At 59.3% G+C, this 13,544-nt stretch carries 16 protein-coding genes; 9 read left to right on the top strand and 7 right to left on the bottom strand.

Annotated features, from left to right (window positions below):
• Nucleotides 1–18: 18 nt before the first annotated feature.
• On the top strand, nucleotides 19–570 hold the full coding sequence (locus AC0IXS_RS06875; RefSeq protein ID WP_025993818.1) for a glutathione peroxidase: 552 nt from the start codon (nucleotides 19–21) through the stop codon (nucleotides 568–570).
• Between the two features lie 262 nt (nucleotides 571–832).
• Here the strand turns inward: AC0IXS_RS06875 and AC0IXS_RS06870 are convergent, their stop codons facing one another.
• From AC0IXS_RS06870 to AC0IXS_RS06855, 4 genes are all read right to left on the bottom strand, one after another.
• Nucleotides 833–2,107, bottom strand: coding sequence for an OmpP1/FadL family transporter (locus tag AC0IXS_RS06870; protein ID WP_057410513.1), 1,275 nt, complete (start codon nucleotides 2,105–2,107; stop codon nucleotides 833–835).
• Nucleotides 2,108–2,266: 159 nt separating this feature from the next.
• Nucleotides 2,267–2,746 carry a hypothetical protein gene (locus AC0IXS_RS06865; RefSeq protein ID WP_122667740.1) on the bottom strand — a complete coding sequence of 160 codons (480 nt, stop codon included), beginning with the start codon at nucleotides 2,744–2,746 and terminating at the stop codon, nucleotides 2,267–2,269.
• 277 nt (nucleotides 2,747–3,023) lie between these two features.
• Complete coding sequence (locus AC0IXS_RS06860) at nucleotides 3,024–3,248, bottom strand: hypothetical protein (protein WP_004884137.1); 225 nt, start codon at nucleotides 3,246–3,248, stop codon at nucleotides 3,024–3,026.
• 482 nt (nucleotides 3,249–3,730) lie between these two features.
• Nucleotides 3,731–4,036, bottom strand: coding sequence for a hypothetical protein (locus AC0IXS_RS06855; RefSeq protein ID WP_025993821.1), 306 nt, complete (start codon nucleotides 4,034–4,036; stop codon nucleotides 3,731–3,733).
• 765 nt (nucleotides 4,037–4,801) lie between these two features.
• On the opposite strand from AC0IXS_RS06855, the gene AC0IXS_RS06850 reads away from it, so the two are divergent.
• Nucleotides 4,802–6,166 carry a DNA recombination protein RmuC gene (locus AC0IXS_RS06850; RefSeq protein ID WP_162850634.1) on the top strand — a complete coding sequence of 455 codons (1,365 nt, stop codon included), beginning with the start codon at nucleotides 4,802–4,804 and terminating at the stop codon, nucleotides 6,164–6,166.
• Between the two features lie 176 nt (nucleotides 6,167–6,342).
• The gene (locus AC0IXS_RS06845) at nucleotides 6,343–6,465 is read left to right on the top strand and encodes a PA1414 family protein (RefSeq protein ID WP_004884133.1); all 123 of its coding nucleotides are present in this window, start codon (nucleotides 6,343–6,345) and stop codon (nucleotides 6,463–6,465) included.
• Nucleotides 6,466–6,575: 110 nt separating this feature from the next.
• Here AC0IXS_RS06845 and AC0IXS_RS06840 read toward each other — a convergent pair whose 3' ends face one another.
• Nucleotides 6,576–6,890: a hypothetical protein gene (locus AC0IXS_RS06840; protein WP_057410490.1), complete on the bottom strand. Its 315-nt coding sequence runs from the start codon at nucleotides 6,888–6,890 to the stop codon at nucleotides 6,576–6,578.
• 207 nt (nucleotides 6,891–7,097) lie between these two features.
• Between AC0IXS_RS06840 and AC0IXS_RS06835 the strand changes: the two genes are divergently transcribed.
• The gene (locus tag AC0IXS_RS06835) at nucleotides 7,098–7,700 is read left to right on the top strand and encodes a tRNA-uridine aminocarboxypropyltransferase (protein ID WP_471824191.1); all 603 of its coding nucleotides are present in this window, start codon (nucleotides 7,098–7,100) and stop codon (nucleotides 7,698–7,700) included.
• A gap of 114 nt (nucleotides 7,701–7,814) precedes the next feature.
• The gene (locus tag AC0IXS_RS06830; RefSeq protein ID WP_057410492.1) at nucleotides 7,815–8,774 is read left to right on the top strand and encodes a DMT family transporter; all 960 of its coding nucleotides are present in this window, start codon (nucleotides 7,815–7,817) and stop codon (nucleotides 8,772–8,774) included.
• A 6-nt stretch (nucleotides 8,775–8,780) separates the two neighbouring features.
• Here the strand turns inward: AC0IXS_RS06830 and AC0IXS_RS06825 are convergent, their stop codons facing one another.
• Both AC0IXS_RS06825 and AC0IXS_RS06820 read right to left on the bottom strand, forming a co-directional pair.
• On the bottom strand, nucleotides 8,781–9,395 hold the full coding sequence (locus AC0IXS_RS06825; RefSeq protein WP_057410493.1) for an NAD(P)H-dependent oxidoreductase: 615 nt from the start codon (nucleotides 9,393–9,395) through the stop codon (nucleotides 8,781–8,783).
• Nucleotides 9,388–10,782 (bottom strand): class II fumarate hydratase, encoded by a 1,395-nt coding sequence (locus tag AC0IXS_RS06820; RefSeq protein ID WP_004884128.1) that lies wholly within the window; start codon nucleotides 10,780–10,782, stop codon nucleotides 9,388–9,390. The genes AC0IXS_RS06825 and AC0IXS_RS06820 overlap by 8 nt, the downstream gene beginning before the upstream one ends.
• A 169-nt stretch (nucleotides 10,783–10,951) precedes the next feature.
• Here AC0IXS_RS06820 and AC0IXS_RS06815 point away from each other — a divergent pair, with 169 nt between their 5' ends.
• From AC0IXS_RS06815 to AC0IXS_RS06800, 4 genes are all read left to right on the top strand, one after another.
• Nucleotides 10,952–11,479 (top strand): DUF2059 domain-containing protein, encoded by a 528-nt coding sequence (locus AC0IXS_RS06815; protein WP_004884127.1) that lies wholly within the window; start codon nucleotides 10,952–10,954, stop codon nucleotides 11,477–11,479.
• A gap of 12 nt (nucleotides 11,480–11,491) precedes the next feature.
• Nucleotides 11,492–11,785 (top strand): BolA family protein, encoded by a 294-nt coding sequence (locus AC0IXS_RS06810; RefSeq protein ID WP_057410494.1) that lies wholly within the window; start codon nucleotides 11,492–11,494, stop codon nucleotides 11,783–11,785.
• A 170-nt stretch (nucleotides 11,786–11,955) separates the two neighbouring features.
• The gene (trhO, locus tag AC0IXS_RS06805; RefSeq protein ID WP_081021844.1) at nucleotides 11,956–12,906 is read left to right on the top strand and encodes an oxygen-dependent tRNA uridine(34) hydroxylase TrhO; all 951 of its coding nucleotides are present in this window, start codon (nucleotides 11,956–11,958) and stop codon (nucleotides 12,904–12,906) included.
• Nucleotides 12,907–12,909: 3 nt separating this feature from the next.
• Nucleotides 12,910–13,542 (top strand): DsbA family protein, encoded by a 633-nt coding sequence (locus AC0IXS_RS06800; RefSeq protein ID WP_057410495.1) that lies wholly within the window; start codon nucleotides 12,910–12,912, stop codon nucleotides 13,540–13,542.
• The last annotated feature ends 2 nt before the right edge of the window (nucleotides 13,543–13,544 follow it).

Below are 13,544 nucleotides of genomic sequence, written 5' to 3'. Positions count from 1 at the left end.
AACTCCAGGGACGCCTTGATGAACACTCGCTTTATATCGATTCCCTTCCTGCTGCTGGCCATGAGCGGCACTGCCATGGCCGCCGACTGCCCGGCCCTGCTGCAAGGCGAGCTGCCCAAGCTGCGTTCCAAAGAAAACATCGACCTGTGCCAGCGCTATGCAGGCAAACCGATGGTGGTCGTCAATACCGCCAGCTTCTGCGGCTTCGCCCCGCAGTTCAAAGGCCTCGAAGAGCTGAGCCAGCGCTATAAGGCGCAGGGCCTTGAAGTGCTGGGAGTGCCGTCCAATGATTTCAAGCAGGAAGCCAAGGACGGAGAAGAGACCGCCAAGGTCTGCTACGTCAATTACGGCGTGACCTTCACCATGACCGAACCGCAGGCCGTGCGAGGCGACGACGCCACCCACCTGTTCAAGGTGCTGGCCGAACAGAGCAGCGCCCCGCGGTGGAACTTCTACAAGTACGTGGTGGATCGCCAGGGCAACGTGGTCGCCAACTTCTCCAGCATGACCAAACCGGATGATCCTGATCTGATTGCGGCCATCGAGAAGGCGATTGCGTCGAAGCCTTGAGACGGGCGGCGTGAGGTGACGCTTTGTGTTGCATTCGAGAGCGGACGCGGAGCGTCCTGGGCGGCGTTACCACGCGGGAGCGTGGGAACGATCATCACAAGTCTGCCTCAACACTGATCGTGCCCATCGCTCCGCGTGGGCATGCCTCCCGTGACGCTCCGCGTCACATTCGAGCGGACGCGGAGCATTTACCGGGCGCAACAAAAAGCCCGCGCTCCCTGAGGATGTGCGGGCTTTTTTTCAGCCGGTTTTCAGTCGTCCATCAGAAGCGATAGGTGACCGAAGTACCAACGCCGTGCGCGGTGTTGCGGAAGTCCGCGCTGTACGAGCCTTTGGTGGCGCTGCTGTTGCGGATCTTCGCTTCATCTTCACGCAGGTACGAGTACGCCACGTCGATGGTCAGGTCGTCGGTTGGGCTCCAGCCGGCACCGAAGCTGACGATCTTGCGGTCGCCGGTCGGGATGCGTGGGGAGCGATTGACGTTGTTGGTCGGCGCCTGGTCCACGGAGAAGCCGGTGCGCAGTGTCCACTCCTTGTTGACCTTGTACGAAGCGCCGATGGCGTGAGCCCAAGTGTCGTGCCAGTCCTGCTCTTCGGAGATGGTGCCGATCGGGCCTGCCGAGCCGCCCAGTTGCGGAGGAACGCCGTCGTTGTTGACGGTGATGTCGGTCAGACGGCTCCAGCGGGTCCAGGTGCTGCCTGCGTAGACAGTCCAGTTTTCATCGATCTGCTGGGTGATGGAGAAGTCCACCGACTCAGGCGTGGAGATGTCCAGCGAGGCGTCGTATTTCTGACCGCCGAACGGACCGAAGCCGGAGCCTTCGATCTTGGTCTTGCCCTTGAGCTTGTAGTCGACCTTGGAGTGGTAGGTCAGGCCCAGGCGGGTGGTGTCAGTGGCCTGTACCAGCACGCCGACGTTGAAGCCCAGCGCGGTGTCGTCACCTTTGATCTTCACCTTGCCGTCGTTACGGCCTGGCGTCGCAGCGTTGAGCGTGGAGGAGGTCAGCTCGCCGTCGATGCGGTTGATGGTGGGGCCGAAACCGATGGACACCTTGTCATTGAAGGCATAGCTGACGGTCGGCTGGAGGGTGACAACCTGTACGTGGCTCTTGTCGCCCCAGTAGCGGCCTGCGAAGCCGCTTTCGTAGTCGGTCACCAGGCCGAACGGGGCGTACATGCCCAGGCCGAATGCCCAGTGATCATCGATCGGCTTGACGTAGTAGCCCATGGGCACGCCCACGATAGGAACCATGTCGCCGTCGTTGCTGCCGCCAAAGGTCCCACGGCCGTTGTCGATGTTGGTCTTGGCGATCACGGCTGCCGCGCCCACGCTGATTTCTTCGCGCTTGAGGCGGGACATGCCGGCAGGGTTGCCGAAGACGGTGCTTGCATCATCGGCAGACGAGGAGCGACCGGCAAAACCGGTGCCCATGCCGCTGACGCTTTGTTCGTTGAGTGCGAAACCTGCAGCGAATAGCTGAGAGGAGGCCAGACCGATAGCCAGACCCAGTGTTGTCCTGTTCATTACTTTTGTCATTGTTTTCATTATTAGAACTCCTTGTGATCACCGGGCGGAAATTACCAACATTTTCGACGGCGCGCTATAGCCTGAAGAGCCCGAGTTAGAGCTATTCTTGTAGGACAATCCATCTATCTTGCAGCGAACACTGCCGATCTTCGAATTCCGGTGTCTGGGTCATGCCGGTAGATACAAGGGTGCGACACTGGCATTCCAGCATGCGACAAAGTCTCTCAATCGTCCCTGCGGCTGAAAAACGGTTCTCCAGATTCTGGCCATGGCCAGTGGATCGTCTTCGGGTGGAAGGCGCATATCGGCGGCTTCGATCATCATCAAGGCGATGGCGGTCGAATAGCGCAGGTTGACGGTCAGTTCCAGGTGCGGGCCGCTGAGAAAGGCATGCTGGCTGGCCAGGCCCCTGATGCGGCTGGCGAGGTCGGGGTCCAGAGCCAGGTAGTTGTCCCAGAGCTGCTTGTGCCTGAGCTCCGGTATGCGATAGAGGCCATGCCCGCGGCGGCTGTCCAGGGCGGCTCCGAACGCTGACTGGCTGGCGGCTATGCCCAGCAACAGGGATTCGGCACGATGGCTTCGGCGATCCAGATACATCAGGGTCGGGCGGATGACGTGACGGCATAATTCTATGGCTGCAATACCCATAATACTGTCGGCGCTCGGATATGTGACTGCATGCCCCTCTGATGCCTGGCGAAACGGATGATGCGGGGGCTTCCGGAGGCGGCCTGAGGTCGCCCGAGTTGAAGTGTAGTGTCAGATTTGCGGTGTAACGGCCTGTTTTTAAATTGTTTGCGGCTTTGCCGATAAGCGGCTAGATCCGTTGGCAATTAGCCGGATTCATCCGAGCAGAAAATGCAGGCAATAAAAAACCCCGCCAGGTGAGGGCGGGGTTTCGGGCTTGCGGTGCTGCGTTCGTCTATCAGGCAATGAGTGCCTGACGGGTACGCTCGATCACGGCCTGCAGCGGTTCGGCGCTGGCGTATTGATCGGGGTACAGGCGCTCGCTGTGGCGGGCGATGCCGTGCTCGTTGACGATGGTGAAGCTGAAGCAGCCTTTGCGGGCCGCCATGATCAGGCAATTCATTGGCGCGAATGCGTTGGTCAACGTATGAATGGCGTGTTGGGTCTGGTTATGGTGAGTCATGTTAGGTGTTTCCTGAATCAACACGGAACAATACCGTGCATAAATAAAGATTCCAGTAAACGCGGGCCGGCAGTGATTGGTAAAGCCTGGCTGGGCGGAGAACCTGACTGGAACAAGACAGTCAATTGAAGCGCGCTTTATCGTATGGCGCTCTGGCTGGCTGGTAGGTACTTAGGAGGGCAGGCAACACAACAGGAGCAAAGGTTCGACGCTCCGGGTGAAGATCCTGATCAATTGCAGGCTGGTTGAAGCAGAGCATGATAGCCGTAACTGCATTGCCGCCAAGGTGTGGCTCACATATGCGAAAGGGTCATGCCTGGAAACCATCGAGGTGGTCGATCCCTTGTAGCCAGCATTCTCTTCCTTTGGAAAGAGCTGATACTGGGGGACTTGTCGACCGGAATTGATTTTCAGCTTGGTACTAACGGCGGCTATGCTAATCAAGCCCGAAGTGAATTGCAAGTGTGTATATAAATCAACAGCTACCAGTGGTCGGAGATTCGATAGATCAGCACCGTGGCGCAGGCCACCATCGAACAGCCCAGCGCATAGGCTGCCAGGGTCAGGGGCCTGGACGTTCGGCTTTCGATGGCGCGCATGATGTCGCCGACATTGTTGATGCGCCCCTTGCTCAGATCACTGCAGATGATCAGGGCCACGGCGATGCCCGATAGCAGGATGGTGTAGGCGAAGACGCCACCATCCGGCGGCGGCAGGACGATGCTGGCGCCGACTGCCGTGATGCAGACAGCCATCAACAGCACGAAGAACTTCACTACTTCTTTCATCGTGTCCCTTCAATAATCGCAAGCATGAACCGTGATGCGGTGGTCTCGGCGCTCGTTTGGACCGCAGCGAACGCCTTTTGTCGCACGTTGGGATTCACAGGTACGGCCTGGCTGTTCAAGAGCTGATTCAATGAGTGTTCGGTGTGTTCGGAATATGCCCTGCGAGCCACAGATTCATTGAGAAAGCGTCGCAATCAGGCGGCTTCTGCAAAGGATTTGAAACGCCTGAAAAAATGGACGTTTCAGAGTTGTGCACATTAGCGTCACAAGCTGCCACATCACTGTCACATGCATCGCTAAGGGTTTGATTTCTGATGGTGAATTATTAAGTCAATGAAAAACATCGTTTTTTTAAACTGGTGAAAAAATCGTCAGTTTGAGCGCAAGCCCCATTCTGCCTGCGTTTGAGAGAGTTAAAGGAGTGTTGTCCACTGAGTTATCCACAGCTTCTGTGGATTGTCCCGATCCGAAACGACACAGAATCGGGGGTGTCGTTGACATCAAAAGCGAGTAGAATCTCGCCCCCCGATTTGCCCGCGCGCGGTTTCTCAGTGACTGTCCGAGGCGCTGCCATCATTGCTGTGCTCTCTATTTTTCTGAACGCTTTACGCATAATGCGGCTGGCACTCTTTCGGCACGCACGGAGTCGTTATGGCATTTGACTTGAACAGCCTGTTGTACGGCCTGGGCGCTGCAGCGTTGCCGTTGCTGGCGTGGGTCTGGCAACTGCAACGCCGTCTGACACGTCGCGATGCCGAGACTGCCTTGCTGGATGAGCGCCTGAGCATGGCGCAAATGGCTCAGGACGGTCTCAATGCGCAATTGGACGCCAGTCGTGACGAGATCAGCGACCTGAGCCAGGCCAACGCCGCCAAGCAGGCTGACCTTGCAGCCTTGCGCCGGGAAGTCGAGTTGTTGCGGCAGGAGTCCGATAACGCCCGTGATGTCGCGCAGGGGCTGAATCAGGAACGCGCCATCAAGGAGGCCGAGTTGCGTCGCCTCGATGCGCAATGCGCGGCGCTCGGTGCCGAACTGCGTGAACAGCAGGACAGTCACCAGCAGCGGCTGAATGACCTTCAGGGTTCCCGGGACGAACTGCGTGCACAGTTCGCGGAACTGGCGGGCAAGATTTTCGATGAACGCGAGCAGCGCTTCGCCGAAACCAGCCAGCAGCAGTTGGGGCAACTGCTGACGCCCTTGAAAGAGCGTATTCAGTCGTTCGAAAAGCGCGTCGAGGAGAGCTACCAGAATGAAGCCCGTGAGCGGTTCTCGCTAGCCAAAGAGCTGGAGCGCCTGCAACAGCTCAATCTGCGTCTGAGCGATGAAGCCACCAACCTGACGCGTGCTCTCAAGGGGCAGAAGACTCAGGGCAACTGGGGTGAGCTGATCCTGGAGCGCGTGCTGGAACACGCAGGGCTCGAGAAGGGGCGCGAGTATCAGACCCAGGTCAGCCTCAAGGGGCCGGATGGCGAACGCTTCCAGCCTGACGTGCTGATCATGTTGCCGGGTGACAAACAGGTGGTGGTGGATGCCAAGGTCAGTCTGACGGCGTATCAGCAGTACGTGTCGGCGGATGACGAGGTCATCGGGCAGGCCGCACTCAAACAGCATGTCCTGTCGCTGCGCAATCACGTCAAAGGGTTGTCGGGCAAGGATTACAAGCGTCTTGAAGGGCTGCACAGTCTGGATTTCGTGCTGCTCTTCGTGCCGATCGAAGCGGCTTTTTCCGCCGCGCTGCAGGCCGAGCCGAATCTGTTTCAGGAAGCCTTCGACCGCAATATCGTGATCGTCAGTCCCACGACGCTGCTGGCCACGCTGCGGGTGATCGACAGCCTGTGGAAGCAGGAGCGCCAGAGCCAGAATGCCCGCGAGATCGCCGAGCGTGCCGGCTGGCTGTACGACAAGTTCGTGCTGTTCATTCAGGATCTGGACGAGGTGGGCAGTCGTCTTCAGCAACTGGACAAGGCCTATTCGGCCGCGCGTAACAAGCTGACAGAGGGGCGCGGCAATCTGGTCAGTCGCAGTGAGCAGTTGAAGCTGCTCGGCGCGCGTGCCAGTAAAAGCCTGCCGCCTGATCTGCTTGAGCGGGCCATGACCGACGAAGAAGGGTTGGTCCGTCTGCCTGAGTAAGAAAATAGGGGTGTCCGTCCGTCGCAAAGACTAGAAGGAATTCCCCGCAGGTGTCACATTGCCCATATCGGGAAAATTGTTTTCCGTAACGCTCGGCGAACCGAACGGATGCTTCTATGATCTCTATTGGGTGATCAGCACAGGTTGGTCGCCGTGTTTTCCCTGAAGGGGGCTTTATGAACAGCAAATTGCAAGAATGGCTCCATGATGTGGGTGTTGCGCTGGGTCTGATCGAACGACCAAAGCTGCAGCCCATTCCGGTTCGCACCGACGACACACGTCGCCGCCCGCGCCGATAGGTTGTACCGGCACGTGCTGTCGCAAGGACAGCGCACATACGCCATCGCATCGGGGCGCGCCCGCGTCCCGACATGAGTCCTCGTTATTGATCCATGATCCATGCAACTAATCAATGTCGCGAAGGGGCACGGCGACGCTTTTTCTTCTGACTGTCACCCTCTGGCGACGACTCCTGCTGCATCAACAGAATCAGGTCCACGACCATTGGCAATGACAGGTGCTCGGGCTTGTTGAGTGCGCGCTTGCGAATGAAGTCGGGAAACTCGAAATTGAATTCGCCTCCCAGCTGAGCGAACAGTTCGTCTACGTCCTCGTCATCCAGCCTCAGGTCCTTGAATGTGGCGTCGTCGCGAATCTCGGTCTTGTCCACGAGGATCACGCCCAACGCATCCAGCACCCTCTGTTTGATCTCCTCGCGACTCATGAGAACCCCTGTTATTGATCGTTATGATCCAAGCAGGGGGACTTCATGTCACCAGCCCTGTGCATTGAGGCTAGCTCAAATCCCAAGCGCAGCCGTTGATAGCCCGGCGCAATGGTGACGAGTTGTTTAAACTGCCACGTTGCGCGACAGACGGCATGCCGGTCCTGTCTTGCTGTCTGCCAGTGTGACCAGCGAGTTGTAAAAACGATGTCCCGAAGCCGATGCGAACGTTGCCTGCGTCCCGATGCTCACTGCCTCTGCGCCTTGATTCCACAACTGGGCAGTCGAACCCGGGTGCTGATCCTGCAGCACCCGGACGAAGCGAAGCACGCGTTGAACACTGCACGCTTTGCCGCACTCGGGCTGAGCAATGCCCAGCTCAGGATCGGCGAAGTGTTCGAAGACCTTGCAGAACTGCTCAATCCGCCCGGTTATCAGCCACGGTTGCTGTTTCCTAGTGACGCCGCGCAGCCGTTGACTGTCGGGCAGGCCGAAGCGCTGCCGACCCTGCTGGTGGTCCCTGACGGCACCTGGCGCAAGGCGCGCAAATTATTGCACCTCAATCCGCTGCTGGCTGCGCTGCCGCGTGTGACGCTCGGCAATGTACCGGCCTCACGTTACCGTTTGCGCAAGGCGCCCGGACCGGATGCACTGTCAACGCTTGAGGCGATTGTTCATGCCTTGCAGACGCTCGAATCACCGGTTTCTTTCGAGGCGCTGCTCAGGCCGTTCGATGCCTTGATAGAAGGACAGATTCAGGCCATGGGCAGCGAGACCTACCAGCGCAACCATGGCGAGCGTTCATCGTGAGCGCCAATCGTGAGCAAAACACTTTGCGCCGATAACGCTGCCCAGCTGTAACTGTTGCTTTGCGGATCAGCGCCTAGAATGAAGGCCTTGTCCTGCCTTGTTTCGGAATCTGTGATGCATATTTCTTCTGGCCGCTGGGTGTATGGCCTCTGTCTTGCCCTGTTGACCGCGCTGCTCTGGGGCATCCTGCCCGTCAAACTCAAACAGGTGTTGCAGGCGATGGACCCGGTGACCGTTACCTGGTTCCGGTTGCTGGTGTCCGGCTCTCTGCTGTTTGTATGGCTGGCTTCGGTCAAGCGTCTGCCCAGCTTCAAACTGCTCGGCCGCAAGGGCAAGGTGCTGGTCGTGCTGGCGGTATTGGGGCTGGTCGGCAATTACATGTTGTATCTGGTCGGCCTGCGCATGCTCAGCCCCGGCACGACGCAATTGCTGATTCAGATCGGGCCGATCCTGTTGCTGATCAGCAGTATCTTTCTGTTCAAGGAACGTTTCAGTCTGGGGCAGGGCATTGGTCTGGCGATCCTGCTGATCGGCTTCGGGCTGTTCTTCAATCAGCGTCTTGTCGAGTTGCTCACCTCGCTGGGCGACTACACCCTGGGCGTGCTGATTGTGATCATGGCGTCAGTGGTCTGGACCTTCTATGGGCTGAGCCAGAAGCAGTTGCTGACGGTGTGGAACTCGCTGCAGGTCATGATGGTGATCTACCTGTTCTGTGCGCTGCTGATCACGCCATGGGCTCATCCCGCTCAGGCGTTGCAACTGAGCCCGCTGCAGGGCTGGCTGCTGCTGGCCTGCTGTCTGAATACGCTGGTGGCCTATGGTGCTTTTGCCGAAGCGCTGGCGCACTGGGAGGCCTCGCGGGTCAGTGCGACGTTGGCCCTGACGCCTTTGATCACACTGGCTTCGGTGGCGATTGCGGCTTGGCTGTGGCCGACCTATGTTCAGGCCGAAGAGATCAACGCGCTGGGTTACGGCGGCGCGCTGCTGGTGGTGCTGGGATCGGCGCTCACCGCGCTCGGGCCATCTTTGATCGCAGGGTTGAAAGCGAGGAGGGCTAGGCTGGCCCAGGCCTGATCAGGTTCAGCGCTTGCCCAGCGCAACTGCCTGACGAAGCCATTGCTGCCGCTGTTCTTCTGTCGAGGTGCGCACCGGGGCGAACTCGGTCAGGCGTCTGGTCTTGATGCCACAGAAACCGAGGATGGTGCGAATCATCTGCCGATGCGCCGGAGCGCCGTAGATCCAGCGGAAGTAGCGGGGCGGGGTGTCCATGGTCACCAGCAGTTCTGCCGTCCGGCCCTTGAGCAGTTCGTTGGAAGGGTGTCTGCGTCCATGCGCCTTGAAGGCGAAACCCGGCGTGAGCACCCTGTCGAAAAAACCGGTCAGCAGCGCAGGCAGGCCGCCCCACCAGATGGGATAGACGAACACCAGATGCTCGGCCCAGTGAATCTGTCGCTGGGCCTCGAGCAGGTCGTGTTCCAGTGTCTGGCTCTGTTCGTAGCCGCTGTGCAGCACCGGATCGAAATCCAGGTCTCCAAGTTTTAACACCCGGACGACATGCCCTTCGCTGCGAGCACCCTGTGTGTAGGCTTCGGCGAGGGCATGGCACAGGCTGATGGTCTTGGGCGTGCCATAGACCATCAGAATGCGTTTGCCGCTGCCTTCCAGCGGCGTGGCGCCACTTTTGGCGTCAGCCATTGCTGCCTGCCTCGAGCATTTTTTCAGGACGTACCCAGGCGTCGAACTCTTCATCCGTCAGGTAACCCAGCGCCAGTGCGGCCTCACGCAGGGTCAGCCCCTCGGTGTAGGCCTTTTTGGCGATCTGCGCGGCTTTGTCATAGCCGATGTGAGGGTTCAAGGCGGTGACCAGCATCAGGCCGCGTTCCAGGTGCTCGGCCATCTTCTCGGCATCCGGCTCCATGCCGACAATGCAGTGTTCGTTGAAGTTGCTGCAGCCATCGGCCAGCAAGCGAATCGATTGCAGGATGTTGTGAATGATGACCGGCTTGTAGACGTTCAGTTGCAAGTGACCCTGGCTGGCGGCAAAGCCCACCGTGACGTCGTTGCCCATCACCTGGCAAGCCAGCATCGACAGCGCTTCGCACTGAGTCGGGTTGACCTTGCCGGGCATGATCGAGCTGCCGGGTTCGTTGGCTGGCAATCTGACTTCAGCCAGACCTGCACGTGGCCCTGAACCCAGCAGGCGCAGGTCATTGGCGATTTTCATCAAGGTGCCGGCCAGGGTCTTCAGGGCGCCCGAAAGTGAAGTAAGCGCTTCGTGACCCGCCAGCGCTGCAAACTTATTGGGTGCGGTGACAAACGGCAGGCCCGACAACGCAGCCAGTTCAGCGGCCACGGCTTCGGCAAAGCCTTTCGGCGAATTGAGACCCGTGCCGACAGCAGTGCCGCCCTGCGCCAGTTCGTAGACCGCCGGCAGCGCTGCGCGAATGGCTTTTTCCGAGTAATCCAGCTGCGCCACGAAGCCGGACAGCTCCTGGCCGAAAGTGATCGGTGTCGCGTCCATCATGTGGGTGCGGCCGGTCTTGACCAGCTTCATGTGCCGCGCGGATTGCTCGGCAAGGCCAGCAGACAGCTCGGCAATGGCAGGCAGCAGTTTCTCTTTCACCGCCTGTGCCGCAGCGATGTGCATGGCTGTGGGGAAGCAGTCGTTGGAGCTTTGCGAGCGATTGACGTGGTCATTCGGGTGGACTGGCGACTTGCCGCCACGCCCCTGGCCTGCCAGTTCGTTCGCGCGTCCGGCGATCACTTCGTTGACGTTCATGTTGCTCTGCGTGCCACTGCCGGTCTGCCAGACCACCAGCGGAAACTGGGCGTCGTGCTGGCCGTCCAGCACCTCGTCGGCGGCCTGTTCGATCAGGCGGGCGATGTCTGCAGGCAGGTCGCCGTTGCGGTTGTTCACGCGTGCGGCGGCCTTCTTGATCAGCGTGAGCGCATGCAATACCGGCAGCGGCATATGCTGATCGCCGATGGCGAAATTGATCAGTGAGCGTTGGGTCTGGGCTCCCCAATAAGCGTCTTCAGGGACTTCGATCGGGCCGATGCTGTCGGTTTCTGTGCGGCTCACTGTGCTTACTCCTTTAAGTGCATTGCAGCGTTAGGTGTCCATATGCGAACAGGGTTCCCGAGCATTGCTTTTTAACCGCTCGGCGAACCGGGGGTTGAGCCAAAAGCCTGTATAAGCGCAGAATGGTCGGCCCTGAGGTATTGCCTCGCTTGCTAGATAAGGAAACTCGATGACCCGTCTTCGTGCCATTTGTACCGCGGTAGTTCTGGTCTGCGCCAGTGGCCAGGTCCTCGCCGATACCGCCAGTCACAACGCGAGCGCCGAAACGTTCCTGAAACTTGCCAATGCCGATCGCCTGGGCGCTCCGGTGTACGCACAAGTACAGCAGATGTTTGCCCAGCGCTTCGCCGAAACCAAGGCACCTGCCTCGAAAAAGGCGCTGCTGGAAACCTATCAGGCAAAAGCCAACACCGCGCTGGACCAGGCCATTGGCTGGAACAAGCTGAAGCCTGAAATGGTCAAGCTCTACACCGCCAACTTCACTGAAAGCGAGCTCAAGGACCTGGTTGCGTTCTACCAGTCTCCACTGGGCAAGAAAGTGATGACCAAAATGCCTGAGCTGGCTCAGCAATCGGCTCAGCTGACCCAGGGCAAGCTGGAAAGCGCCGTGCCGGTCGTCAACAAGCTGCTCGCCGACATGACCGCCGAACTGGAACCTGCCAAGGCAGCCGCTCCAGCGCCAGCCAAGAAGCCTTAAGCGAATCCCGTCATGACCATGCAAACACGTATCGAGTCGGCGCTGGCGCTGCTGCAGCCGCATCATCTGCAAGTGCTCGACGAGAGCCACATGCACAGTCGTGGTGAACAGACGCATTACAAGGCCGTTCTGGTCAGCGACCAGTTCGAAGGTCTGAACTCGGTCAAGCGCCACCAGAAGGTGTATGCCACTCTGGGTGCCCTGATGGGCGAGTTTCATGCCCTGGCCTTGCACACCTACACGCCTGAAGAATGGGCGAAGACTGGCGCAGCACCGGCATCGCCGACCTGCGCCGGCGGTCACTGAGCACTCAGAGACCCGTGCCGTCGGGTCGTTGATTCAAATCAACGACCCGATGTGCCTGTCTATCTACGGTTTTTGCTAGAATCCGCACCGCGCTGCAAGGCCGGTGCGTTTTTTTCGTTCAGATTTTTGTCCGGTAGGCCCTTTGCGAGGGTCGCCACCTGGAGTGATACATGACTCAACAGTCGATCAGTCAGCCGATCGTCGTGGCTGCGCTATACAAATTCGTCACCCTCAGCGATTACGTCGCGTTCCGTGAGCCGCTGTTGCAGGCCATGGTCGATAACGGCATCAAGGGCACGTTGTTGATCGCCGATGAAGGCATCAACGGCACCGTGTCCGGCACCCGCGAGGGCATTGATGGCCTGATGGCCTGGTTGCGCAGCGACCCGCGTCTGGTCGACATCGATCACAAGGAATCGTACTGCGAAGAGCAGCCGTTCTATCGCACCAAGGTCAAGCTCAAGAAAGAGATCGTGACCCTGGGCGTTGAAGGCGTCGATCCCAACAAGGCCGTGGGCACCTACGTCGAGCCAAGGGACTGGAACGACCTGATCGCCGACCCGGAGGTCCTGTTGATCGACACGCGCAACGATTATGAGGTGTCCATTGGCACCTTCGAAGGCGCGATCGACCCCAAGACCACCTCTTTCCGTGAGTTTCCTGACTACATCAAGGCGCACTTCGACCCGGCGGTGCACAAGAAAGTCGCAATGTTCTGCACCGGTGGGATTCGCTGCGAAAAGGCCTCCAGCTACATGCTGGGAGAGGGCTTCGAAGAGGTCTATCACCTCAAGGGCGGCATCCTGAAGTACCTGGAAGAGGTACCGCAGGACGAAAGCCAGTGGCGCGGCGACTGTTTTGTCTTCGACAACCGTGTCACCGTTCGCCACGACCTGACTGAAGGTGATTACGACCAGTGCCATGCCTGTCGTACCCCGATCAGTGCAGAAGACCGTGCGAGCGAGCACTACACGCCAGGTGTAAGCTGTCCGCATTGCTGGGACTCGCTGAGCGAGAAAACCCGTCGCAGTGCCATTGATCGGCAAAAGCAGATCGAGCTGGCCAAGGCGCGTAACCAGCCCCACCCGATCGGTCGTAATTACCGTCTTCCCGAGGCCTGAGCCATGTCCGCCCGCCTGATTTATGTCATGGACCCCATGTGTTCGTGGTGCTGGGGCTTTGCTCCGGTCGCCGATGCGCTGGTGCAGCAGGCTCGGGCGGCGGATGTACCGCTGCATCTGGTCATGGGCGGGCTGCGTTCCGAGGCTTCGCCACTGGAAGCCTCCAAACGACGCTACATTCTTGAGCACTGGCAGGCGGTCGAGGAGGCCACCGGTCAGCCATTCCTGCGTGAAGATGCGTTGCCGGAAGGCTTTGTCTACGACACCACGCCCGCCTGCCTCGCGGTCACGGCGGCGCGGTCTCTGGAACCGGAGCGCGCCTGGGAACTGGTCAAGCTGATTCAGCAGGCGTTTTATGGCCAGGGTCGTGATGTAACGCGCCCTTCAGTGCTGGCCGAGCTTGCCGAACAGGCCGGTTTTTCCCGCCAGCAGTTTGCCGACGCGTTCGACAGCCCCGAACAGCAGGCGGCCACGGCGGCCGACTTTACGTGGTCGCAGGATCTGGGCATCGCGGGTTTCCCGACTTTGCTGGCCGAGCGCAATGGCCAACTGGCCCTGCTGACCAATGGTTATCAACCTTTGAGCGAACTGTCGCCGTTGCTCGGCCGATGGCTGGAGCGTGCGGCCAGTGCTTGATG

It is taken from the genome of Pseudomonas sp. AC016, from assembly GCF_979253365.1.
The sequence above is the reverse complement of the archived record's forward strand: the minus strand, read 5'-3'. Positions and strand labels throughout refer to the sequence as shown.